This is a genomic window from Micromonospora sp. DSM 45708, from assembly GCF_039566955.1.
Classification (GTDB): domain Bacteria; phylum Actinomycetota; class Actinomycetes; order Mycobacteriales; family Micromonosporaceae; genus Micromonospora.
Map to the genome: position 1 here is coordinate 371,752 of NZ_CP154796.1, position 23,553 is coordinate 395,304.

Below are 23,553 nucleotides of genomic sequence, written 5' to 3' on the forward strand. Positions count from 1 at the left end.
GCCTCCCTTCTGCGGGGGCGGCCCGGCCGTTTCGCGTTTCTCTCCTCAACGGCAGTTCCACGGAGGTTGGCGGGTATGGGCCGGTTGTTCGGCACGGACGGCGTACGCGGGCGGGCGAACGCGGATCTCACCCCGGAGTTGGCGCTCGCGGTCGCGGTGGCCGCGGCCCACACACTGGCCGAGACCGACCGGAGTCATCCGCCGCTCGCGGTGGTGGGCCGGGACACCCGGGCCAGCGGCGAGATGCTGGAGGCGGCGGTGGTCGCCGGCCTGACCAGCGCCGGCGCCAACGTGGTGCGGGTGGGTGTGCTGCCCACCCCGGCGGTGGCGTTCCTCACCGCCGAGATCAAGGCCGATCTGGGCGTGATGCTCTCCGCCTCGCACAACCCGATGCCGGACAACGGCATCAAGCTCTTCGCCGCCGGTGGGCACAAACTGCCCGACGAGCTCGAGATGCGGATCGAGGCGGCCGTCGAGGCGAACGCCACCACCGCCTGGGACCGGCCGGTCGGCGCCGGTGTCGGCCGGGTGAACGACCTGCTCGACGGCGCCGACCACTACGTCCAGCACCTGGTCGGCACCGTGCCGCACCGGCTGGACGGGATCAAGGTCGTGGTGGACTGCGCCAACGGCGCGGCGGCCGACGTGGCCCCGGTGGCGTACCGGGAGGCCGGCGCCGAGGTGATCGCCATCCACGCCGAGCCGGACGGCCTCAACATCAACGACGGGTGCGGCTCCAACCACCTCGACGCGCTGCGCGCCGCGGTGGTCGAACACGGCGCGCACCTCGGCCTCGCCCACGACGGCGACGCCGACCGGTGCGTCGCGGTCAGCGCCGACGGCGTGGAGGTCGACGGCGACCAGGTCATGGCGATCCTCGCGCTGGCCATGCGGGACGCCGGCGAGCTGACCCAGGACACGCTGGTCGCCACCGTGATGAGCAACCTCGGCCTGCGGCTGGCCATGTCCGCGCACGACATCCGGCTGGTCGAGACCAAGGTCGGTGACCGGTACGTGCTGGAGGAGCTGCGCGCGTCCGGCCTGGCGCTGGGTGGCGAGCAGAGCGGCCACATCGTGCTGCCCGCGTTCGCCACCACCGGCGACGGCGTGCTCACCGGTCTGCACCTGATGGCCCGGATGGCCGCCACCGGCAGCTCGCTGGCCGAGCTGGCCGCCGTGGTCACCAAACTGCCCCAGGTGCTGATCAACGTGCCGGTCGGCGACCGGACCGTCGGCGCCGCCGCGCCGGCCGTCCGCGCCGAGGTCGAGCGGGCCGAGGCCGAGCTGGGCGAGACCGGCCGGGTGCTGCTGCGCCCGTCCGGCACCGAGCCGCTGGTGCGGGTGATGGTCGAGGCGGCCACCGAGGGCACCGCGCGTGAGGTCGCCGAGCGCATCGCCGAGCAGGTCCGCACCGCCAGCCCGGTCGCCTGACCGGGCCGGCGGCCGGTCAGAGCCGCAATCGGGTGGCCCGGTCGAACGTGTCGGCCGGGTCCTCGCCGTCGGTGAGGTCGACGTCCTCGACGATCCGGCCGTCGCCGAGCCGGATCAGCCGGTCGCACCGGGCGGCGACGGCCCGCTCGTGCGTGGCCAACAGGATCGTCATGCCGTGCCGTTCCCGCAGGTCGAGCAGCAGGTCGAGGATCTGCGCGCCGGTGGTGGAGTCCAGGTTGCCGGTGGGCTCGTCGGCCAGCAGCAGCCGGGGCCGGCCCATCAGTGCCCGGGCGATGGCGACCCGCTGCTGCTGACCGCCGGAGAGCTGGGCCGGCAGCGCCCGCTCCCGCCCGGCCAGCCCGACGGCCGCCAGCAGCTCCCGGGCCCGGGCCGGATGGTCGGCGCGGCCCGCCCGGCGCGGCAGCACCGGGGCGATCACGTTGTCCAGCACGGTCAGCGCCGGCAGCAGGTGGTAGCGCTGGAAGACGAAGCCGACCCGCTGTCGGTAGTGGGCCAGCACGGCCCGGCGCAACGCGGTGACCTCGACGTCGTCCACGGTCAGGCGGCCCCGGTCGGCCCGCTCGATCGCGCCGATCAGGTGCAGCAGCGTGGACTTGCCGGAGCCGCTCGGCCCGGTCAACGCCACCACCGAGCCGCCCGCGACCTCCAGGGAGACGTCGTCGACGGCGGTGAGCCGCTCGGTGCCGGCGCCGAACGCGCGGACCAGCCCCTCCGCGCGCACGGTGCTTCCGGTGGTCGGTTCCATTGTCACTCCTCGGCCAGTAGACGCGCGGTGGGCAGGCGGCGCAGCAGTCCGGCCGGGACGAGCGCCGCGAGGCAGGTGAGCAGCACCCCGGCCAGGGCGACCAGGACAGCGACGGTCACCAGGGCGGCGGGCACCTCGCCGACCAGCCAGGCCGCGCCGCCGAGGCCGAGCCCGGCACCGGTGAGCGCGCCCAGCCCACCGAGGAACAGCGCCTGGTAGCCGATCAGGCGGGCCAGCGCGCCGTCGGTCCAGCCGGTGGCCCGCAGCGTGGCCAACTCGGTGGCGCGGTCCCGGACGTCCAGGTAGAGCACGTCGGCGACGGCGGCGGCCCCGAGCAGCACGGTGGCCACCGCGGCGAGGGTGTCCGCGCCGCGCACGCTCAACGACACGGTGTCGCCGAGCAGGCTGCCGACGACCGCGCCGCGGAACGCGTAGCCGACGGCGCCGACCAGGGTGAGCGCGGCCACGCCGATGGCGAGCGCGGCGGCGCCGAGCAAGGTGCGCCCGGGGACGCGGGCCAGGTTGACCAGGGCCATCCCGGCGATGGTCCGGGACCGGCGGGCCCGCAGCGCGCCGGCCACCGGCGGGCGCAGCGCGGCGGCCGGGTGGGCGCGCGCGGCCCGCAGCGCCGGCGCCAGGCCCGCGACCAGCGCCAGCAGCAGGGCCACCGGTACGGCGAGCAGCGCCCGCCGCCAGTCGACGCCGATGTCGAGGGCGCGGCCCAGCGGGACGGCCAGGCCGACCGCGAGCAGCCCGGCGACCAGACCGAGCGTGGCGACCTCGCCGAGCACGAGCGCGCCGATGCGGCGGGCCGGCCAGCCGAGGCAGGCCAGGACCGCGAGCTCGGACCGGCGGTCCCGGACGGCGGCGGTGACCGCGTTGCCGAGGAAGAGCGCGCAGACCACCAGCACCAGCGCGAACAGCACGGCGCTCTTCCGGTCGACCGCGCGGGTGATGACCGAGGCGACGCCGAGGGCCGACCAGTTCTCGGTCAGCCGCAGGTCGGGGCGGCCGAACGCGCCGGCCGGCAGCTCGACGGTCTGCGGGGCGGGGGAGGAGCCGAGCGTGATGTCCACGTCGAGGCCGGTGGTGGTGGCGATGCGTTCGGCGGTCAGCCGGACCCGCTCGGCGGACCGTTCGCTCCAGCCGTCCACGTCGGCCACCCGGATCCGGATCGCGCTGATCGGCGCGGTGCGTTGCGGGCTGCTGCCGGCCGAGAGCAGCCCGGGCACGCTGGACAGGCTGGTGAGCAGCAGCGGCGGCGCGGACAGATAGCCGGCCGGGTTGCCGCTCGGCTCCAGGGGCCGCCCGCCCAGCGCCGCCCGGCTGCGGTCGTCGGCCCCGTCGGCGCGCGGCGGCTCGTACGTCTCCAGCGGCACCTTGCCCAGGTCGCTGAAGCCGGTCAGCTTCTCCGGGTCGAAGAGCCCGACGGCCTGCCACTGCCGGGCGTCCCGGTCGCCACGGCCCAGCCGCAACTGGGTCAGCGGCCGGTATCCGGTGTCCTCGCTGAGCCACGGTCGGGGCAGGGTCACCAGGTCCTGCGAGTCGCCGTACACGCCGGGGTCCGTGGGCGCCGGGTGGACCCGCAGGGTGCCGTCGGGCAACCGGTCGTAGCCGGCCGGTCCCGGCTGCACGACGATCTGCAACTGTCCTTGGCAGCACGTGCGGGGGCCGAGCCCTCCGGCGAGTTGGGCCCGGTACGCGCCCAGCGCGTCCCGTTGCGTGCCGCCGGCCGGGGTGGCCGGCTCGCCGCGCAGCCGTTCGGCCAGTTCCCGGGGCGGCACGCCGGCGATGGTGCGGTCCAGCGGCGTGCGGGTGTAGGTGGCCCGGATCGCGCCGTCGAGGAACGGGCGGCTGGTGGCGAGCACCGGTAGGGTCCGGCTGGACAGACCGCCCCCCCGGGTCACCACGGTGGTGTCGGAGGCGGTGAGCCGCCGGCCGGTGACCACCGCGTCGTCGAGGCCCACCAGTTCCTGCTCCGGGCCGGGGTCGACGGCGGCGAGCAGGAACGGCACGGTCAGGCGCACCGTGACGGTCAGGCGGGCGGCCCCGACGGCGGGGGCGTCGAGGTTGGTGACGCCCTCGTTCGCCGGGCGCTCGAAGCGACCACCGGGCAGCATCCGGAACGTCTCCACCCGCCACAGTTGTCGCTCGCTGGCGTCCTGCAACCCGTTCGACTGCTCGACGCGCAGGTCGCAGATCGGCGCGGTGCGCCCGCCCGGCAGCACCTCCCGGGGCAGCAGCCCGCAGTCGTTGGTGTCGTACGTCCGTCCGTCGGTGTAGCGCACCGCGTCCGGGTAGTACTCGTCGCCGATGACCGGATAGACCAGCGGGTGCGTGGTGACGTACACGTAGGTGGGCTGGGCCGGCGCGTGGCTCAGGCCGCGCTCGGCGAGGAACTCGCGGTCGATGCGGATGAGCTGGCGGTCCAGGGCGGGGTCGACGGCCGAGGTGACGTCGAGCGGCATCTCGATCGACGTGGTGGAGTAGCCGAGCATGGCGATCGGCGCGGCGACGTCCACTCCCTCGACGGCCCTGATCCGGTCGTACTGTGTGGTGGTGATGCCGCCGTAGCTGCCGGAGAGGTAGTTGGGCCGGACCAGGCCGCGCTCCGCCTCCAACGGGGTGCGCGTCCCCTTCGGCCGGACCAGGATGTCGTAGGCGGCCCGGGTGTTCCGTTCCACAGTGCCGGTGACGGCGAGCCGGGAGGTGGTGGTGGCACCGGTGAGGACCACGAAGCCGGTGGTGGCCACCAGCACGCCGACCAGCAGCGCCATCGAGCGGCCGGCCCGGCCGCGGAGTTGACCCAGAATGAACCCGACCATCGCGCCTCCCCGTGTGCTGAGCACACTCTGCGCGATACATTGTGACAATGCAAGGCCCCACCCGGGTGCCTGTCCGGAACCGGATCGGAGAAGACGGTGGCTATCCAGCACGCGGTCCTGGCCCTGCTCGCCCGCGGCCCCAGCTACGGCTACGAGCTGAAGGGCGCGTTCGAGGCGGCGGTCGGGCCGCAGTGGGGCCCGCTCAACATCGGGCACATCTACCAGATCCTCGACCGGCTCTCCCGGGACGGCCTGGTGGTAGCCGAGCGGCAGCCGCAACCGGTCAGGCCCGACCGGGTGGTCTACGAGATCACCACCGACGGCCGCACCGAACTCGACCGCTGGCTGACCGCGCCCAGCCCGCGCAGCGGCGGCTTCCGGGACGACTTCTTCCTCAAGGTGACCGCCGCCGCCCGGTCCGGCCGGGCCACCACCGTCCGTACCGTGCTGGCCAACCAGCGCGGCCACCTCATGCGGGAGCTGCGCAACCTCGACGGACTGCGCCGGCAGGCCGACGACCCGGTGGTCCGGCTGCTGCTCTCGGCCGCCGGCCGGCACGTCGAGGCGGACCTCGCCTTCGTCGACGACGCCGAGGCGGCGCTGCTCGCCGACGGCGGCGCCACGCTCGCCGGCCTCGCCGCCCAGGCCGCGTCCGCCGGGGCCGGCGGGTCCTCGACTGCCGGCTCAGCCGGCGGCTCCACCGAGGACGACGGCCCGGTGCGGGCCGCCGGCTGAGCCGCCGCCGGGTGGGCCGCCGCGCCCAGGTGCGGGCCGCCGGCGCGGTCAGGAGCTGGGCAGGCGGCGCAGGAAACGGGCGGCCAGATCGCGTACGCCGTCGGCGTCCAGCTCCAGCGCCGGCCCGGCGACCGTCACCTCGGCCAGCGCCAGCCCCGGCACCTCGCTGTCCCGCCAGCCGCCGACGAACCACGCCCGCTCCTGTTCGGCGAGCGCCAGATTGGCCGCGTCCAGCGCCTCCGCCGGATACGGCAGCCAGAACCGGAACTGGTGGGTGTGCGGCGGCGCCGGATGCACCCGGGCGCCCGGCAGCGCGGCCAGCGCCTCCGCCACCACCTTCGCGTGCCCCACGTACCCGGCCAGCCGGGGCAGCTCCCGCGCCAGCCCGGCGAGCGCGGCGAGCGCCGCCGGCCACTGCTGGAACAGCGTGCCGCCGTACCGGTGCCGCCAGGCGCGGGCGTACCGGACCAGCTCCGCGTCGCCGGCCAGCGCCGCCCCGGAGTGGCCGCCGAGCGACTTGTAGAACGAGACGTACGTGCTGTCGGCCAGCGCCGCGATCTCGGCCGCCGAGTGGCCCAGATGGACTGTCGACTCCCAGAGGCGGGCGCCGTCGACGTGCACCCGCGCGCCCCGCTCCCGGGCCGCCGCCACGACCGCGACCAACTCGTCCCAGGTCGGCAGCACGAACCCGGCGTCGCGCAGCGGCAACTCCAGGAAGAGCGTGCCGATCGGCTCGTCGAGCGCCGCCACCTCCTCGGCCGTGGGATTGCGCGGCGCGGTCGTCGTGCGCACCGCCCGCACGCCGGCGAGCAGCGCGTACGCGTCGCGCTCATGCAGCAGCGGATGGCTGAGCGGGTGCAGGCCGACCCCGGACCGGCCGGTCAGCTCCGCGCCGTGCCGCATGACGACCTGCTGGGCCATCGTGCCGGTGGGGAAGAAGGCGACCGCCTCCGCGTCGAGCAGCCCCGCGACCCGCCGCTCCAACTCCGCGACCGGGCCGCCCTCGCCGTAGAAGTCGGGCAGGTCGTCGCCGGCCAGCGCGGCGAGCGCGGCCACCTGCTCCCGCACCGACTCCGGGCGTACGCCGGAGAGCATGGTGTCGCAGCCACGCTGGGCGGCGAGCCGGCGCAGCCGTTCGGCGTACCCGTCGCTCATCCGTGCTCCCGGAGCCGACGCAGCCGGGTCACCGCCTCGGCGAGCACCTCCGGCCGCTTGCAGAACGCGAACCGGACCAGCCGGCGCCCCGCCGCCGTGTCGTCGTAGAAGACCTGGGTCGGCACCGCCACCACGCCGCACCGCTCCGGCAGGGCCCGGCAGAACTCCACCCCGTCCCGGCCGCCGAGCGGGGTGACGTCGGCGGTGACGAAGTACGTCCCCTCGGGCGCGAGCACACCGAACCCCGCGTCGGCCAGCCCGGCGACCAGTTGGTCCCGACGGCGTTGCAGGTCGTCCCGGAACCCGGTGAAGTACGCGTCCGGCAGGCCGAGCGCCACCGCCACCGCCGGCTGCAACGGGCCCGCGTTGACGAACGTGAGGAACTGCTTCACCCGCAGCACGGCCGCGACCAGGGCCGCCGGGCCGCTCACCCAGCCGACCTTCCAGCCGGTGCAGGAGAACGTCTTGCCGGCCGAGGAGACCCGCAGCGTCCGCTCCCGCATGCCGGGCAGCGTGGCCAGCGGCACGTGCGCCGTGGCGGCGTCGGTGAAGACCAGATGCTCGTAGACCTCGTCGGTGACCGCGTACGTGCCGTGCTCCCGGCACAGCTCGGCGACCAGGGCCAGCTCGTCGGCGGTGAAGACCTTCCCGGTCGGGTTGTGCGGGGAGTTCAGCAGCACCAGCCGGGTCCGCGGCCCGAACGCCGCGCGCAACTCGGCCGGGTCGAAGGCGTACCGGCCGTCGGCGTCCGGGCGCAGCGTCACCGGGCGGCGGACCGCGCCGGCCAGCGCGATCGAGGCGGCGTACGAGTCGTAGTACGGCTCGAAGCAGACCACCTCGTCACCCGCCTCGCAGAGCGCGAGGATGCTCGCCGCGATCGCCTCGGTCGCGCCGGCCGTCACCACGACCTCGCCGTCCGGGTCGTACTCCAGGTTCCAGAACCGGCGCTGGTGGGCCGCGACGGCCGCGCGCAACGCGGGGACACCCGGCCCGGGCGGATACTGGTTGTGACCGGTACGCAGCGCCTCCGCGGCGGCGGCGAGCATCTCCGGTGGGCCGTCCGTGTCGGGGAAGCCCTGCCCCAGGTTGACCGCGCCGGTGCGCACGGCCAGCGCCGACATCTCGGCGAAGATGGTGGTGCCGAACGGCCGCATCCGGGCCACCAGCGGATCGGTCGTCGTCACGGCGCCAGCCTACGGCCCGCCGCCGGACCCTCACCACCCGAAGCAGGCCACCCCCCACTCCCCTGATCTTCGCGAAACGACAGTGCCGTCGATGGTGATCCGGCAGCTCACCTCACCGACGCTGGTCGAGTTGGCGACGATGACCTGCACCCGCTGGCGATCGTTCGCGGTGAACCGCAGCCGCCAGGGCGCCTTGACGTCGATCTGGTGGAAGGTGGCGTCCGCGTCGTAGAACTGCACGGGGATCCGGCCGGTCCCGGTCACCTCGTAGACGACGGTGAACCGGCCGGGCCCGCCGGAGGGCGTGGTGACCGGGACGTCCGGTGCCGGGGTCGGCTCGTCGGCGAACCCGTCGGGCTCCGCCGGCCCGTCGATGAACGGCCGCTCGTAGGGCTCGCCGGAGCCGCTCCTCCGGTCGGTGAGACCGCCGAGCGCGCCCAGGCCGACGCAGCCGCAGACGGCCAGCACCAGCGCGACGACCAGGGTGATCACCAGCCCGATCGCCCAGCCGGCGTTCGACCGGCGCGGCGCCCCACCGGGATACGCGTACGGCGGCGGGTAGGGCCCGGGCGGGTACGCGGCCGGCGGGTAGGCGGCCGGCGGGTACGACCCGGGCGGGTGGGCGGCCGGCGGGTAGGGCCCCGGCGGGTACGCGGTCGGCGGCTGGCCGGACGCCCCCGGGTGGTTCGGGTGGTCCGGGTGACCTGGGTGCTTCGGACCGTGCGGGTGGTTTGGACCGTTCGGGTTGCTCGGATCGTTCGGCCCGCCCGGGTGGTTCGGTCCGCCCGGGCCGCCGGACGGTGTGGCGGCCGGGCCGTCGGGCGGTGACCCGTGCGGGCTGCCCGGGTGCAACGGTGCGGGGGCGGCCGGCGGGTCGGGCGACGCCCAGGGGCTCGGCTCCCACGCCAGCGGCGACCACGGCGAGGGTGGGGTCCAGGGCTGCGGAGCGGCGAGCGGGTCCGGTGGCGTCCAGGAGCCATGCTCCCCGGCGGCCGGCGGCGCGGTCGGGTCACTCGGGCCGGAAGCCGGCTCGGGGGTGGCGGGCGTCTCGGACATCGGCTCAGCTCACAGGGGTACGGCGCGGACGACCGCGGTGGGGGTGGACCGGGGCTGCCGCCCGGGCCCCTCAATGTAGGGCGCGACCGCCATCCACACGGCCCCGCCGACCAACGGTCGAGCCGGATCTTGGTACGGAACGGTCCTGGCGGGGCGTGATTCTTCCAAGATTCTCGGACCCGCCCGGCGAAGCAGACAGGCTGGCGGTGAAGGTGCGGGTGCTTTGTCCGGTTGACGGGCTCCGCTGACCGGTTCGCTCATGTTCGGTGATCGTTGAGCCGCCTTCCGCGCACGCGCAATGAGCGAAACTCGGCTAGGCTGCGGACCATGTGTGGAATCGTGGGTTACGCCGGTGCGCGCCCGGCGCTCGGCATCGTGCTCGACGGACTGCGGCGACTGGAATACCGCGGCTACGACTCGGCCGGCGTCGCCGTCGTCTGCGACGACGAGCTGCTGACCGAGAAGAAGGCCGGCAAGCTGGCCAACCTCGAGAAGGTGCTCTCCGAGCGGGCCGCCGACAACCCCGAGGACTGCGCCGCCAGCCCGATCGGCATCGGCGACGGCACCACCGGCATCGGCCACACCCGGTGGGCCACGCACGGCGGGCCGACCGACCGCAACGCGCACCCGCACGTCTCCCCGGACGGACGGGTCGCGGTGATCCACAACGGCATCATCGAGAACTTCGCGAAGCTGCGCGCCGAGCTGGAGGACGAGGGCGTCGAGTTCGCGAGCGACACCGACACCGAGTGCGCGGCGCACCTGATCGCCCGCGCGCTGGCCGACCTCCGCTCGGCCGGTGAGACTGACACCCCGCAGTTGCTCGCCTCCGCCATGCGGGTGGTCTGCGAGCGCCTCGAAGGCGCGTTCACGCTGCTCGCCGTGGATGCCGCCATCCCCGGCGCGGTGGTCGGCGCCCGGCGCAACTCGCCACTGGTGGTCGGTCGCGGTGCCGGCGAGAACTACCTGGCCAGCGACGTGGCCGCGTTCATCGAGCACACCCGGGACGCGGTCGAGCTGGGGCAGGACCAGATCGTCCTGATCACACCGGAGAGCATCGAGATCACCGACTTCGCCGGCCAGCCCGCGGCCGGCAAGGACTTCCACATCGACTGGGACTCGTCGGCCGCCGAAAAGGGTGGCTACGACTGGTTCATGCTCAAGGAGATCGAGGAGCAGCCGCAGGCCATCGCCGACACGCTGCTCGGCCGCCTCACCGAGAGCGGCGAGATCGCGCTCGACGAGGTCCGCCTCAGCGAGCAGGACCTGCGCGACGTCGACAAGATCTTCATCGTCGCCTGCGGCACCGCGTACCACGCCGGTCTGGTCGCCAAGTACGCCATCGAACACTGGACCCGGATCCCCTGCGAGGTGGAGCTGGCCAGCGAGTTCCGCTACCGCGACCCGGTGCTGGACCGGTCCACGCTGATCGTGGTGATCTCGCAGTCCGGCGAGACCATGGACACGCTGATGGCGCTGCGCCACGCCAAGGAGCAGAAGGCCCGGGTGCTGGCCATCTGCAACACCAACGGCTCGACCATCCCGCGCGAGTCCGACGCGGTGCTCTACACCCACGGCGGCCCGGAGATCGCTGTCGCCTCCACCAAGGCGTTCCTCACCCAGGTCGTGGCCTGCTATCTGATCGGCCTGCACCTGGCACAGGTGCGGGGCATCAAGTTCGCCGACGAGGTGGGCGCGGTGGTGGCCCAGCTCCAGGAGATGCCGGGCAAGCTGCGTGAGCTGCTCGACCGGATCGAGCCGGTGCGCGAGCTGGCCCGTGAGTTGAAGTCCGAGCCGACCGTGCTGTTCATCGGCCGGCACGTGGGTTACCCGGTGGCGCTGGAGGGCGCGCTGAAGCTCAAGGAGTTGGCGTACATGCACGCCGAGGGCTTCGCCGCCGGTGAGCTGAAGCACGGCCCGATCGCGCTCATCGACAAGGGGACGCCGGTGATCTGCATCGTGCCGTCGCCGATCGGCCGGGGGATGCTGCACGACAAGGTCGTCTCCAACATCCAGGAGGTGCGTGCCCGGGGCGCCCGCACCATCGTGATCGCGGAGGAGGGCGACCAGGCGGTGGTCCGGTACGCCGACCACCTGATCTACGTGCCGCGTACGCCGACGCTGCTGGCGCCGCTGGTGACCACCGTGCCGCTCCAGGTGCTCGCCGCGGAGATCGCCGCTGCCCGTGGGCACGACGTCGACCAGCCGCGGAACCTGGCCAAGTCGGTCACGGTCGAGTAGCCGACCCCGCCTCCGCCACGGCCCCTCCGCCCACACCGGAGGGGCCGTGGCGTCTTCCGCCCGGAACCCCGCTCCGCCCGCCGCCCGCCTGTCGGCCGCTCCGACCGGGCGGCCCGCGCCACGGCGTCCGCTCACCGGCCCAGCACGATCCGGGCCATCCCGTCCAGGGCCGGATTGTCGGGGTCCCAGTAGCCGGTGTGGCCGTGCCGCGCACTCGGGAAACGCCGGCCGCCGAAGCCTGGCGCGCTCGGATCGGCGCCGAACCAGAGCCGCTCGGCGTGCCGGTCGTGCGCGGCCAGCACCGGGCCGAGCGGCGTACCGGCCAGCACGGCACGGCGGGCCAACTCGTCCGGCGGGTGGGCCAGCCGGATCACGTCGTCGGGCGCGGTCGACGCCCAGACCTGGCCGGCCGGCATCCGCAGCTCGGCTGCGTGGTCGACGCCGACGCCGGGTGAGCCGACGAAGACCAGCGCGTCGGCGCCCAGCCCGTGGTCGCGGGCGGCGGTGCCGACGACCAGCGAGCCGTAGCTGTGCCCGAGCACGGTCTGCCGGGCCGGCGGTCCGTCGTGGGTGGCCCGCAGCCCCTCCTGGAACCGGTGCAGCGCCGGGCCGGCGGCCTCCGCCGGCCGGGTGCCGGACGCCTCGGGGAGAAAGTCCGGCGCGTCGTAGTCCAGCCAGAGGACCGCCGCCGCCTCCTCGCCCGGCCCGATCGCCGCGCACCGTTCCAGCACCCGGGCGGCCCGACCCAACTCGGCCGGCGCGTCCGCCAGGTCGGCGGTCATCCCGGGGACGTAGGTCAGCACCGCGCCGGCCCGGTCCGGGTTGCCGAGCGACACCACCGCCCGACCGTCCCCGGCGGGGTCGAGCCCCAGCAGGTACGCCCGCGGCGCCCCCGGCGCGGCCAGCCGCCCGGCCAGCCCGTCCAGGCCGCGCAACGCCGCCTCCACCCCGGCCAGCCGGGCCCGGCGGGCCACCTCCAGCGGGCCGGCCGGCAGCGGTCGCCGCAGCGCCAGGCGACGCGCCAGCAACTCCTCCCGCCGGTCGGCGATGAGCAGCCGGTTGGCCTGGTCGCGGGCGGTCGCCGGCACGCCGTCGAGGTGGCCGACCCGGCCCGGCTCGTGCCGGACCAGCCACCGCCGCTCGGCCGGGCTCAGACCGGCCCACCAGCGGCTCACCTCGGCCGGGCCGGCACCGGGCCCCGGCCGCCAGGCGGGCGGAACGCTGACCCAGCCGGTGACCGCCGCGGTGGTGACCTCCGCCAGCCGGCCGGCCGCCTCCCGGTCCGCCGCGCCGGCCAGCGCGAGCGCGTCCCGGATCCCGGCCTGCGCCAGCACCACGGCGGGGCCGGTCCGGATGGCGGGCCGGGTGGGGTCCGGCCGGACCGCGCCGGAGCGGTCCACCCGCAGGCCGCCGGTCTCGGCGCGGGCCACCGCCGAGTCGAGTCGGGCCTTTGCCGCGCCCACCCGGGTGGCGAACTCGGCGAGCGCCTGGTCGACCTCGACCAGCACGGGCAGCACGTCGGTCAGCGCGGTGCGCAGCTCACCGATGCGCCGTTGCGCGGCGGTCGAGGCCGCGCCGGACCAGCCGGGCCGGAGCGCGCCGGCCCGGGCGGCCAGCCCGGCGGCCCGGTGGCGCACCGGGTCGGCGAGCCCGCGCCAGGCCGCCCCGGCAGCGAGCCAGGCGCCCGGATCGGCGCGCCAGAGCTGCGCGTAGCCCACCGGGCCCGAGTCCCGGGCGGGAGCCGCCGGGCGCGGGCGGGGGCCCGCCGGCCCCGGGCCCCGGGCGGCACCTGCCGGGCGCGGGCGGCGACGCGTCTCGCCGCCGCTCACCGGGCGCCGCCCGGAGCGGCGCCCGCCGGACCTGGGCGGGCGGGGACGCCGGCGTTGCGCACCGCGAGGCGGCGGGCGGCCCGGTCGTCCACCGCCTCGTAGCCGTCCGCGCCGCCGCGCAGCGCCTCGGCGGTGGCGGCCACCCGGGCCGCGAGCGCGCCGGACCAGCGGCGCAGCGCGGCGTCCAGCTCGTCCAGCGCGGTGTCGGCCCGCCACCCGTCCGGCGGTGGCGCCACCGGCCCCGGCGCCCCGCCCGGCCCGTGGGCCAGCCGGTGGGCGTCGTCGGTCAGCTCCCGGGCCACCGCGCGCAGCAGCTCCGGATCGACGGTGAACGGCTCCTCGACCACGACGACCTCCCCACCCCGCCGACCCCATCGGCCGGACCCGGACAGCGGGGACGCTAGGCGGGCGGGAACCGTCCGCGCCGACCCTGTGGACAACGTCCCCGGTTGTCCACAGGGCCGTCCCGGCGCCCCGCCCGGCCCCCGCGCCGCCGGTAGGGTGAGGTCCGTGATCGCAGCCGACGGGAACGAACGGGGCGGGCCGGCATGAGACCGGTGTGGCGGGTCGCGGACGTCCGCGCGGCGGAGGCGGGGCTGATGGCGACCCTCCCGCCCGGTGCGCTGATGCAACGGGCGGCGGCGGGGCTGGCCCGCCGTTGCGCGCTGCTGCTGGCGGACCGGGGCGGGGTCTACGGCGCCCGGGTGCTGCTGCTGGTCGGTTCCGGAGACAACGGCGGCGACGCGCTCTTCGCGGGGGCGAGCCTGTCCCGCCGGGGCGCGGCGGTCGCCGCCCTGCTCCTCACCCCGGAGCGCGCACACGCCGCCGGCCTGGCCGCGTTGCGCGCCGCCGGCGGGCGGGTGGTCGACCGGCCGCCTGCCGGGGTCGACCTGGTGCTCGACGGCATCGTGGGCATCGGCGGCGCCGGTGGGCTGCGGGAGACCGCCGACCAGCTCGCCGCGAGCCTGACCGAGCGCCGGGGCCGGGACGGCACGCGGGCCACCGTGGTCGCGGTGGACGTGCCGAGCGGCGTCGCGGTGGACACCGGCCACGTCCCGCTGACCGACGCCGGCCGGCCCCGCGCGGTCCGCGCCGACGTGACAGTGGCGTTCGGCGCGCTCAAGCCGGCCCTGGTGGTCGGCCCGGCCGCCACGCTGGCCGGGCAGATCGACCTGGTCGACATCGGGCTCACCCCGTGGCTGCGCGGCTCCCCGGCGCTGCGGGTGACCGAGTGGTCCGACGTGGCCGGCTGGTGGCCGGTGCTGGGCGCCGCGTCGGAGAAGTACTCCCGGGGTGTGGTCGGGGTGGCGACCGGTTCCGCGACCTACCCGGGCGCGGCGGTGCTGTCGGTGGGCGGTGCGCTGGCCGGTCCCACCGGCCTGGTCCGCTACGCCGGCGGGGCCCGGGCCGAGGTGGTGCGCCAGCACCCGTCCGTGATCGCCACCGACCGGGTCGCCGACGCCGGCCGGGTGCAGGCCTGGGTCTGCGGCTCCGGGCTCGGCACCGGCGACGAGTCGGCGGCCGAGCTGCGCGCGGTGCTGGCCGCGCCGGTGCCGGTGGTGCTGGACGCCGACGCGCTGACGCTGCTGGTCGACGGCAAGCTCGCCGATCGGCTGCGCGGGCGGGACGCCCCGATCGTGGTGACCCCGCACGACCGGGAGTACGCCCGGCTCTGTGGCGAGATGCCCGGTGAGGACCGGGTCGCCGCGGCGCTGCGGCTGGCCGCCTGGATGAACGCGGTGGTGCTGCTCAAGGGCGACCGGACGATCGTCGGGACGCCCGACGGCCGGGCCTACGTCAACCCGACCGGCACCCCGGCGCTGGCCACCGGCGGCACCGGCGACGTGCTGGCCGGGATGCTCGGCTCGCTGCTCGCGGCGGGCCTGCCCCCCGAGCGCGCGGCTGCCGCCGCGGCGTACCTGCACGGGCTGGCCGGCCGGGAGGCGGCGCGTGGCGGCCCGGTGACCGCGCCCGACGTGGCCGCCGCGCTGCGCCCGGTGCTCGCCCGCCTGGGCTGAGCCGGGTGCCGACCGTGGTCGGGCGGCGGCGCCGGCCGCGCGGCTCCCGGCCAGGATGATCACCGGCGGAAGTAGGCTGGGGGCATGTGGCAGTCGGAGGTGCGTGTCGATCTCGACGCGATCCGGGAGAACGTGGCCCGGCTCAAGGCCGGCACCAGCGCCGAGCTGATGGCGGTGGTCAAGGCCGACGGGTACGGGCACGGCATGGTGCCGGCGGCCCGCGCGGCGCTCGACGCCGGGGCGGACCAGCTCGGCGTCTGCACCCTGGACGAGGCGCTCCGGTTGCGCCAGGAGGGGATCACCGCGCCGGTGCTGGCCTGGCTGCTCGATCCGGGCCTGCCGCTGCACGACGGGATCACGGTCGGCGTCGACCTCGGCTGCGCCAGCCTGAGCCAGCTCGACGAGATGATCGAGGCGAGCCGGCGGGCGGACCGCCCGGCCCGGCTGCACCTCAAGATCGACACCGGGCTGTCCCGGGGCGGGGCCACCGTCGCCGACTGGCCGGCGTTGCTGGAGGCCGCCGCGAAGGCCCAGGCCGACGGCCTGGTCGAGGTGGTCGGCGTGTGGAGCCACTTCGTGTACGCGGACTCGCCCGGCCACCCCACCACGGACCGCCAGCTCGCCGTCTTCCGCGAGGGGCTGGAGATGGTGGCGCGGGCCGGCCTGCGGCCCCGTTACCGGCACCTGGCCAACTCGGCGGCCACGCTGACCCGGCCGGACACCCACTTCGACCTGGTCCGTCCCGGCATCGCCGTCTACGGCCTGTCGCCGATCGCGGGCGAGCGGTTCGGCCTGCGCCCGGCGATGACCGCCCGGGCCCGGGTGATGTTGACCAAGCGGGTGCCGGCCGGCACCGGCGTCTCCTACGGCCACACCTACCTCACCGAGCGGGAGAGCAACCTGGCCGTGGTGCCGCTCGGCTACGCCGACGGGGTGCCCCGGCACGCCTCGAACACCGGTCCGGTGCTGCTCGGCGGCGAGCGGCGGACCATCTCCGGGCGGGTGTGCATGGACCAGTTCGTGGTCGACTGCGGTGACGACGAGGTGGCTGCCGGCGACGTGGCGACGTTGTTCGGCAGCGGCGCGGCCGGCGAGCCCACCGCCGACGACTGGGCCGAGGCGGTCGGCACGATCAACTACGAGATCGTCACCCGGTTCGGCGGCGTGCGGGTGCCCCGCGTCTACGACGGTGAGAAGCCGTGAGTCCCAGGGTGCCGCGTCCGCGAGGTGCCGCGGGCAAGGTCGCCGGGCTGGTCGGCGCCGCCGTCGGGGTGGCCGCCGCCGGGCTCGCGGCAGGCGTGGTCAGCGAACGGGTGCTGGTCCGCCGGCTCAAGAACGATCCCGCCGACCGGTACGCCCACGAGGTCTTCGGCCGGCAGCGCTACGACGAGGCGTACCGGTTGGAGATGCCGGACGGCACCGACATCCACGTGGAGGTGGTCGAGCCGACCCGTCCGGTCGCCGGGCACCCGACCGTGGTGCTGGTGCACGGCTTCTGCCTGGACATGGGGACGTTCCACTTCCAGCGCAAGCTGCTCGCCGAGCGGGGCGACTACCGGGTGGTGGCGTACGACCAGCCCGGGCACGGCCGGTCCGGGCGGCTGGAGACCGGCGAGTACGACCTGACCGCGCTGGGCCGCACGCTGCGCCGGGTGCTCGACGAGGTGGTCCCGGAGGGGCCGCTGGTGCTGATCGGGCACTCGATGGGCGGCATGACGATCATGGCGCTGGCCGAGCTGTACCCGGAGCTGTTCGGCGACCGGGTGGTCGGCACCGTGCTGATGGCCACCTCCGGCGGCCTGGCGGCCGAGACGAAGCTGGTGGCGCCCGCGTTGCTCGGCCGGGTCGGCGCGCCGGTGCTCTACATGATGAGCAACGCCACCCGGTACGGCGGCACGGTGATCGACAAGGCGCGCAAGTCGACGTCGAACGTGGCCTGGCTGCTCACCCGTAAGTACGGCTTCGGCACCTCGAAGCCCAGCCCGGCCCTGGTGTCGTACGTGGAGACGATGAACTCGCGCACCTCGGCCGACACGGTCACCCGCTACCTGCGGACGCTGGCCACGCACTCGCGGTTCCCGGCGCTGGCCGCGCTGGCCGGCACGCCGGTGCTGGTGATCGTGGGGGACAAGGACATGATCACGCCGGTGACGCACTCGGAGGAGATCATCCGGCGACTGCCGGACGCCGAGTTCGTGAAGATCCACGACAGCGGGCACGTGGTGATGCTGGAGCACGCCGACGAGGTCAACGCGGCGGTGCAGCGGTTCCTGGAGTCGGTGACCGGGTGACCGTGGTGGTGGAGCTGCGGACCGTCGAGGACACCCACGGGTTCGGGCGGCGGCTGGCCGGCGTGCTGCGCGCCGGTGACCTGCTGCTGCTCAGCGGTCCGCTGGGGGCCGGCAAGACCGCGCTGACCCAGGGCGTCGGCGCCGGCCTCGGGGTGCGCGGCGACATCACGTCGCCCACCTTCGTCATCGCCCGGGTGCACCGGCCGGACCCGGCGCGCGGCGGCCGGGTGACGCTGGTGCACGCCGACGCGTACCGGTTGGGGGAGTCCGCCGATCCGCGTGCCGAGATCGACGACCTCGACCTGGACGCCTCGGTGGACGAGGCGGTGACCGTGGTGGAGTGGGGCGAGGGGATGGTCGAGCAGTTGGTCGACGCGCACCTGCGGGTCCGCATCGACCGGCGGGACGACGACACGCGGGTGGTCACGCTGGAGCCGGTGGGCGGCGACTGGGCGGCCCGGCTGGCGACCCTCGACTGAGCGCTGTCGTACCCGCTGCCTAGAGTCCCGGGGACGACTGCGAAAGGTTGCCGATGCCCGACGACGTTCCCGCCCTCGACCTGTTGGCGCTCCTGCCCGAGCCGTGGCGGGAGGCCCTCACCCCGCACCTCGATCCGGCCCGCACCGCGGCGTTGGCCGACTTCGTCGCCCGGGAGTACGCGACAGCCACGGTCTTCCCCCCGCTGGCGGACCTGTTCTCCGCCTACCGGCTGTGCGGGCCGGCGGAGACCCGGGTGCTCATTCTCGGGCAGGACCCCTACCACAAGGCGGGGCAGGCGCACGGGTTGAGCTTCAGCGTGCGCGAGGGTGTGGCGGTCCCGCCGTCGCTGCGCAACGTCTTCAAGGAGCTGGGCGAGGACCTGGGCGTGCCGAAGCCGCGCAGCGGCAACCTCGACGGCTGGGCCGCCCAGGGCGTGCTGCTGCTCAACTCGGTGCTCACGGTCCGCCAGGCCACCCCCGGCTCGCACGCCAACCGGGGCTGGGAGGAGTTCACCGACGCCACCATCCGGGCGCTCGACGCGCTCGACCAGCGGGTGGTCTTCCTGCTGTGGGGCGGCTACGCGCGCAAGAAGGCGGCGCTTGTCACGAATCCGCGGCACGTGGTGCTGGAGGCCGGGCACCCGAGCCCGATGAACCCGCGCGGCTTCCTGGGCAGCCGCCCGTTCAGCGCGGCCAACAAGGCGCTGGCCGACGCCGGCCTGCCCACCGTCGACTGGGAACGCTCAGCCGGCTGACCCGTCGGGCTGGTCGCCGGCGCCGGCCGCGAGGCGTTGCCGGTGCCGGCGCAGCAGCTCGGCCGCGCGTCGGTCGGCCACCTCCACCTGGACCAGCGGCTCGACCGGGTAGGTGCGCCCGCCCAGCCGCACCTCGATCGGCTGGGGCAGCTCCTCGACCATCCGGGCCCGCAGCTCGCCGTGGCGGGTCCGCCAGCGGTGCTCGCCCGGCTCCTCGGGCTCGTGGCGCACTCCGCCCCACTCCTCCCAGCGGGCGTTCCACCGCTGCGCGAGCGCCCGCTCCAGGAACGCGGTAAACGAGGGAGCGTCCCGCCACCGCACGGCGATCTCGACCGCCTCCACCGGTATCGGCACGCCCTGCAACATCGCCGCCGTGCTGCCGGCCAGCACGTAGGGCAGGTCACCGAGCGCGTCGACCAGGCGGTCCAGCCCGAGGCGCTCGAGCCGCGCGACCGGATCGGTGCCGGCCAGCTCGTCGAGCGCCGCGTCCAGGTGGCTGTCGAGCGGCTCCGCCTCGATGTGTAGCTGCCGTCCGAGCGCGGCGAGGAGACGCTCCACGGTGGTCAGGCTGGGCAGCCGGTCACCGCGTTCGATCCGGGCGATGGCGGCCTGGCTCAGCCCGGCGCGGGTGGCCAGGGCCTGCTGGGTGAGCCCGGTCCGGTCCCGTTCGTGCCGCAGCGTGCGGGCGAGCTGGTGGGCCAGGCGACTCTCCGTCATCCCGGCAGGGTGGCATGTCACCGTCGAGCGATATACCGCTGGGTCATATTTATGGGTCTTGTGACGTGTTTGTGGGTGGTTGGGCGCGTCGTTGATGGCGCACGCCGTTGTCCTGCCTAGGTTCTGGCTTGTCGAAGGTCAGAACTGAGTGGGCGGGGCAACGGCGTGCGTTCGGTAAGGGTATGGGCTCGGTTGTTCGGGGTCGAGCAGGCGGTGGTGGAGGGTGTCGAGTTCGATGCGGTCGAGCAGGTGGTGGTGGCTCGGGTGCGGGTGGCTCGGGGTGCTCGGCGGCGGTGTCCGTTTTGCCGGCGGCGGTGTCCTGGTTATGACGCGGGGGTGCGTCGGCGGTGGCGGGCGTTGGATCTGGGGGTGGTGCGGGCGGTGATCGAGGCCGATGCGCCGCGGGTGTCGTGTCGGGTGCATGGGGTGGTGGTCGCGGCGGTGCCGTGGGCCAGGCATGGGGCGGGGCATACCCGGGCGTTCGATCAGGCGGTGGCGTGGTTGGCGGTGCACGCGGCGAAGTCGGTGGTGTCGCGGTTGATGCGGATCAGTTGGCGCACGGTGGGTGCGATCATCGCGCGGGTGTGGGCTGATAGCGGCGCAGCGGTGGATCGCCTCGACGGGTTACGTCGTATCGGTATCGACGAGGTCAGCTACAAGAAAGGCCACCGGTATCTGAGCGTGGTGGTGGATCACGACACCGGCCGGCTGGTGTGGGCCGCTGCGGGCAAGAGCGCGGCTACGTTGCACGAGTTCTTCGACCTGCTCGGACCCGAGCGGGCAGCCGCGATCACCCACGTGTCGGCTGACGGCGCGGACTGGATCACCACCGTGGTGCGCCGTCGTTGCCCGAACGCGGTGCGCTGCGCCGACCCGTTCCACGTCGTGGCCTGGGCCAGCGACGCCGTGGACCGAGTCCGCCGGCAGGTATGGAACGCCGCCGCCGGTCGGGGAACAGGCCGTCGCGGTGTCGCCGTCGGCGAAGCGCGGCTGGTGAAGAACACCCGCTGGGCGTTGTGGAAGAACCCGGACAACCTCACCGGCGCACAACGGGCCACCCTCGACTGGATCGCCAAGAACCACCCCCGCCTACACCGAGCCTGGGCCCTCAAAGAAGGCCTGCGCTACGTGTTCACCCTGGCCAAAACCAGCCCCACCACAGCGGTCCAAGCCCTCGACCAATGGATCGGCTGGGCCCGCCGCAGCCGCATCGACATCTTCGTCGACCTGCAACGCCGCGTGGTCCGCCACCGCGACGCCATCATCGCCTCGCTCGAACACGGCCTGTCCAACGGCCGCATCGAATCCGTCAATGCCAAGATCCGCCTCATCACCCGGATGGCCTTCGGCTTCCACTCACCCCACGCCCTCATCGCCCTAGCCCTACTCAGCCTCGGCGGCCACCGCCCCCAACTCCCCAACCGATGACCCACACATCCAGCACAAAATCCATATTTATGACTCTGAGGTATACCGCTTCACCGTAGGTGTTCCCTCCGGGCGCTACCCTCCGTGACGGCATGGGGTGGGAGGGCCAGGTCGGGGGACGGCTAGGCTGGCTTACCGTGCTCGTACTCCTGGTGGACTCCTCGACGCCTGCGGTGACCGCGGCGCTGGCCGAGGTCTCGGCGGACGGCGTCGTGCTGCGCGCGTCCCGGTGCACGGTCGACGCCCGGGCCCACGGCGAGCTGCTCGCGCCGCAGGTCGACGCGGTGCTCGCCGACGTGGGCGCGCGCCCGGCCGACCTGGCCGGGATCGTCGCCGGGCTCGGCCCCGGCCCGTTCACCGGGCTGCGGGTGGGGCTGGTCACCGCCGCCACCATGGGTCAGGTGCTCGGCGTCCCCACGTACGGCGTCTGCTCGCTCGACGGCCTCGGCCACCCGACCGGCGCGAGTGAGCCGGCCGCCGGGGAGCTGGTGCTGGCGGCGACCGACGCGCGGCGGCGGGAGGTCTACTGGGCCGTCTACGACGGCGCCGGGCGGCGCGTCGCCGGCCCGGACGTGGCCGCCCCGGTGGTCGTCGCCGGGCGGGCGCGGGACCTGGCGGTCACCGTCGCGGTCGGCGACGGCGCGCAGCGGTACGCGGACGTGCTCGGCCTGCCGGTGCGGGCCGAGCCGCGCTACCCGGACCCGCTGGCGCTGGCCCGTCTCGCCGCCGAGCGGATCCGCGCGGGCGCCCCGGGTGAGGCGCTCACCCCGCTCTACCTGCGCCGCCCGGACGCGGTGGCGGCCACCGGCCACAAGCCGGTCCTGCGATGAGGCTCGGCCGGTTCCGCTGGTGGCACGTCGACGAGGTGCTGCCCATCGAGGCGGACCTGTTCGGTGCCGAGCAGTGGTCCCCGGGCATGTTCTGGAACGAACTCGCCAACGGGCACTTCTACCTGGTCGCCACCGACGACGACGGTACGGTGACCGGCTACGCCGGGTTGGCCGTGGCCCCGCCCGACGAGGCGTGGGTGCAGAACATCGCGGTCCGCCGGGACGCCCAACGCCGGGGCGTCGGCCGGCTGCTGCTGGAGGCGCTGCTCGCCGAGGGGGCCCGGCGCGGCGTGCGCAGCACGCTGCTGGAGGTCGCCGCCGACAACGCCCCGGCGCAGCGGCTCTACGCGACGTACGGCTTCGAGCCGATCGGCGTGCGGCGCGGCTACTACCAACCGAGCAACACCGACGCGCTGGTCATGCAGCGCACCGAGGACTGACGCGGATGGCTGACGAACCCCTGGTGCTCGGCATCGAGACCTCCTGCGACGAGACCGGCGTGGGCATCGTGCGCGGGCACACGCTGCTCGCCGACGCGCTGGCCTCCAGCGTCGAGGAGCACGCCCGCTTCGGCGGCGTGGTGCCCGAGGTGGCCAGCCGGGCCCACCTGGAGGCCATCGTGCCCACCATGGACCGGGCGCTGAGGGAAGCCGGCGTCACCATCGCCGACATCGACGCCATCGCGGTCACCTCCGGGCCGGGGCTGGCCGGCGCGCTGCTCGTCGGCGTCGCCGCCGCCAAGGGGTACGCGGTGGCCGCGGAGAAGCCGGTGTACGGCGTGAACCACCTCGCCGCGCACGTGGCCGTGGACACGCTGGAGCACGGCCCGCTGCCCGAGCCGGCGATCGCGTTGCTGGTCTCCGGCGGGCACTCCTCGCTGCTGCGCGTCGACGACCTGGCCCGGGGCGTGGTGCCGCTCGGCGCCACCATCGACGACGCGGCCGGGGAGGCGTTCGACAAGGTGGCCCGGCTGCTCGGGCTGCCGTTCCCCGGTGGCCCGTACATCGACCGCGAGGCGCGGGCCGGCGACCCGGCGTCGATCGTCTTCCCGCGTGGGCTGACCGCCGCCAAGGACCTGGCCGGGCACCGGTTCGACTTCTCCTTCTCCGGCCTGAAGACGGCGGTGGCCCGCTGGGTGGAGGCACGGCAGCGGGCCGGCGAGCCGGTGCCGGTGGCCGACGTGGCGGCGTCCTTCCAGGAGGCGGTCTGTGACGTGCTGGTCGGCAAGGCGCTGGACGCCTGCCGCAGCAGCGGGATCGACACGCTGGTGATCGGCGGCGGGGTGGCGGCCAACTCCCGGCTGCGGGCGATGGCCGAGCAGCGGGCCGCGAAGCACGGCGTCCGGGTGCGTACGCCCCGGCCGAAGCTCTGCACGGACAACGGCGCGATGGTGGCGGCGCTCGGCTCGCACCTGGTCGCCGCGGGCGTCGCTCCGAGCCGGCTGGACCTGCCGGCCGACTCGGCCATGCCGCTGACCGTGGTCAGCGTCTGACCGGGGAGGAGACCGACATGATCGTCCGGATGTGGGAGGCGAAGGCCGAGCCGTACGGCTTCGCCGACCTGATCACCTGGGTGTGCGACACCGCGCTGCCCGAGTTCGAGCACGACCCGATGCACGTCGGCAGCGAGGTGTTCTCCTCCACCGACCACCGGCTCGTGGTCATCTCGAAGTGGCGCAGCAACCCGCGGGAGCTGCCCGAGCCGCCCGTGCGCCTGGTCGCCCGCCCGCCGCACAGCTGGGACTTCACCGAGGTCGACCGCTAGGCCGCGACCAGCCGGAAATGATTGGCGTGCGGCCCGTCCCGGCACCTAG

Annotated in this window: 20 protein-coding genes and 1 pseudogene; 13 read left to right on the top strand and 8 right to left on the bottom strand. The window is 75.1% G+C overall.

Going from position 1 to position 23,553, the window contains the following annotated elements; all coding sequences use genetic code 11:
• The first annotated feature begins 75 nt into the window (after window positions 1-75).
• On the top strand, window positions 76-1,431 hold the full coding sequence (gene glmM / locus VKK44_RS01910) for a phosphoglucosamine mutase (RefSeq protein ID WP_343445121.1): 1,356 nt from the start codon (window positions 76-78) through the stop codon (window positions 1,429-1,431).
• A gap of 16 nt (window positions 1,432-1,447) precedes the next feature.
• Here the strand turns inward: glmM and VKK44_RS01915 are convergent, their stop codons facing one another.
• Entirely contained in the window at window positions 1,448-2,197 is a 750-nt protein-coding gene (locus tag VKK44_RS01915) for an ABC transporter ATP-binding protein (RefSeq protein ID WP_343445122.1), read from the bottom strand.
• A gap of 2 nt (window positions 2,198-2,199) precedes the next feature.
• Entirely contained in the window at window positions 2,200-5,022 is a 2,823-nt protein-coding gene (locus tag VKK44_RS01920; protein ID WP_343445124.1) for an FtsX-like permease family protein, read from the bottom strand.
• 96 nt (window positions 5,023-5,118) lie between these two features.
• Between VKK44_RS01920 and VKK44_RS01925 the strand changes: the two genes are divergently transcribed.
• Window positions 5,119-5,757 carry a PadR family transcriptional regulator gene (locus VKK44_RS01925; protein WP_343445125.1) on the top strand — a complete coding sequence of 213 codons (639 nt, stop codon included), beginning with the start codon at window positions 5,119-5,121 and terminating at the stop codon, window positions 5,755-5,757.
• A gap of 48 nt (window positions 5,758-5,805) precedes the next feature.
• Here VKK44_RS01925 and VKK44_RS01930 read toward each other — a convergent pair whose 3' ends face one another.
• The 3 genes from VKK44_RS01930 to VKK44_RS01940 are packed head-to-tail and all read right to left on the bottom strand — an operon-like array spanning window position 5,806 to window position 9,152.
• Window positions 5,806-6,912, bottom strand: a complete 1,107-nt coding sequence (locus VKK44_RS01930; protein ID WP_343445126.1) for a threonine aldolase family protein — start codon at window positions 6,910-6,912, stop codon at window positions 5,806-5,808.
• Window positions 6,909-8,096, bottom strand: coding sequence for a pyridoxal phosphate-dependent aminotransferase (locus tag VKK44_RS01935; RefSeq protein ID WP_343445127.1), 1,188 nt, complete (start codon window positions 8,094-8,096; stop codon window positions 6,909-6,911). The genes VKK44_RS01930 and VKK44_RS01935 overlap by 4 nt, the downstream gene beginning before the upstream one ends.
• 30 nt (window positions 8,097-8,126) lie before the next feature.
• On the bottom strand, window positions 8,127-9,152 hold the full coding sequence (locus VKK44_RS01940; RefSeq protein WP_343445128.1) for an MmpS family transport accessory protein: 1,026 nt from the start codon (window positions 9,150-9,152) through the stop codon (window positions 8,127-8,129).
• Window positions 9,153-9,479: 327 nt separating this feature from the next.
• Here VKK44_RS01940 and glmS point away from each other — a divergent pair, with 327 nt between their 5' ends.
• The gene (gene glmS / locus VKK44_RS01945) at window positions 9,480-11,393 is read left to right on the top strand and encodes a glutamine--fructose-6-phosphate transaminase (isomerizing) (RefSeq protein WP_343445129.1); all 1,914 of its coding nucleotides are present in this window, start codon (window positions 9,480-9,482) and stop codon (window positions 11,391-11,393) included.
• A gap of 131 nt (window positions 11,394-11,524) precedes the next feature.
• On the opposite strand, the gene VKK44_RS01950 is transcribed toward glmS, so the two are convergent.
• Window positions 11,525-13,111, bottom strand: a complete 1,587-nt coding sequence (locus VKK44_RS01950; protein ID WP_343445130.1) for an alpha/beta hydrolase — start codon at window positions 13,109-13,111, stop codon at window positions 11,525-11,527.
• Window positions 13,112-13,218: 107 nt separating this feature from the next.
• Entirely contained in the window at window positions 13,219-13,569 is a 351-nt protein-coding gene (locus VKK44_RS01955; protein WP_343445131.1) for a hypothetical protein, read from the bottom strand.
• A 201-nt stretch (window positions 13,570-13,770) separates the two neighbouring features.
• Between VKK44_RS01955 and VKK44_RS01960 the strand changes: the two genes are divergently transcribed.
• From VKK44_RS01960 to ung, 5 genes are all read left to right on the top strand, one after another.
• Window positions 13,771-15,240: an NAD(P)H-hydrate dehydratase gene (locus VKK44_RS01960; RefSeq protein ID WP_343445132.1), complete on the top strand. Its 1,470-nt coding sequence runs from the start codon at window positions 13,771-13,773 to the stop codon at window positions 15,238-15,240.
• Between the two features lie 84 nt (window positions 15,241-15,324).
• Window positions 15,325-16,443, top strand: coding sequence for an alanine racemase (gene alr, locus VKK44_RS01965; protein WP_343445133.1), 1,119 nt, complete (start codon window positions 15,325-15,327; stop codon window positions 16,441-16,443).
• Window positions 16,440-17,531 carry an alpha/beta fold hydrolase gene (locus tag VKK44_RS01970; protein ID WP_343445134.1) on the top strand — a complete coding sequence of 364 codons (1,092 nt, stop codon included), beginning with the start codon at window positions 16,440-16,442 and terminating at the stop codon, window positions 17,529-17,531. The genes alr and VKK44_RS01970 overlap by 4 nt, the downstream gene beginning before the upstream one ends.
• Window positions 17,528-18,010 (top strand): tRNA (adenosine(37)-N6)-threonylcarbamoyltransferase complex ATPase subunit type 1 TsaE, encoded by a 483-nt coding sequence (gene tsaE / locus VKK44_RS01975; RefSeq protein ID WP_343445136.1) that lies wholly within the window; start codon window positions 17,528-17,530, stop codon window positions 18,008-18,010. Before VKK44_RS01970 ends, tsaE begins: the two co-directional genes overlap by 4 nt.
• A gap of 53 nt (window positions 18,011-18,063) precedes the next feature.
• Complete coding sequence (gene ung, locus VKK44_RS01980; protein ID WP_343445137.1) at window positions 18,064-18,765, top strand: uracil-DNA glycosylase; 702 nt, start codon at window positions 18,064-18,066, stop codon at window positions 18,763-18,765.
• Here the strand turns inward: ung and VKK44_RS01985 are convergent.
• Window positions 18,754-19,482 (bottom strand): helix-turn-helix domain-containing protein, encoded by a 729-nt coding sequence (locus tag VKK44_RS01985; RefSeq protein ID WP_343445138.1) that lies wholly within the window; start codon window positions 19,480-19,482, stop codon window positions 18,754-18,756. The two genes, ung and VKK44_RS01985, sit on opposite strands and share 12 nt — an antisense overlap.
• Before the next feature lie 165 nt (window positions 19,483-19,647).
• On the opposite strand from VKK44_RS01985, the gene VKK44_RS01990 reads away from it, so the two are divergent.
• The 5 genes and pseudogenes from VKK44_RS01990 to VKK44_RS02010 all read left to right on the top strand — a co-directional run bounded on the left by VKK44_RS01990 (window position 19,648) and on the right by VKK44_RS02010 (window position 23,504).
• Window positions 19,648-20,910 carry an ISL3 family transposase gene (locus VKK44_RS01990; RefSeq protein WP_343442779.1) on the top strand — a complete coding sequence of 421 codons (1,263 nt, stop codon included), beginning with the start codon at window positions 19,648-19,650 and terminating at the stop codon, window positions 20,908-20,910.
• A 137-nt stretch (window positions 20,911-21,047) separates the two neighbouring features.
• Entirely contained in the window at window positions 21,048-21,740 is a 693-nt protein-coding gene (gene tsaB, locus VKK44_RS01995) for a tRNA (adenosine(37)-N6)-threonylcarbamoyltransferase complex dimerization subunit type 1 TsaB (protein WP_343445139.1), read from the top strand.
• Window positions 21,737-22,180, top strand: coding sequence for a ribosomal protein S18-alanine N-acetyltransferase (rimI, locus tag VKK44_RS02000; protein ID WP_343445140.1), 444 nt, complete (start codon window positions 21,737-21,739; stop codon window positions 22,178-22,180). Before tsaB ends, rimI begins: the two co-directional genes overlap by 4 nt.
• A gap of 5 nt (window positions 22,181-22,185) precedes the next feature.
• A pseudogene (gene tsaD / locus VKK44_RS02005) lies at window positions 22,186-23,249 on the top strand (tRNA (adenosine(37)-N6)-threonylcarbamoyltransferase complex transferase subunit TsaD); the annotation flags it as partial.
• Complete coding sequence (locus tag VKK44_RS02010) at window positions 23,250-23,504, top strand: hypothetical protein (RefSeq protein ID WP_343445142.1); 255 nt, start codon at window positions 23,250-23,252, stop codon at window positions 23,502-23,504.
• The last annotated feature ends 49 nt before the right edge of the window (window positions 23,505-23,553 follow it).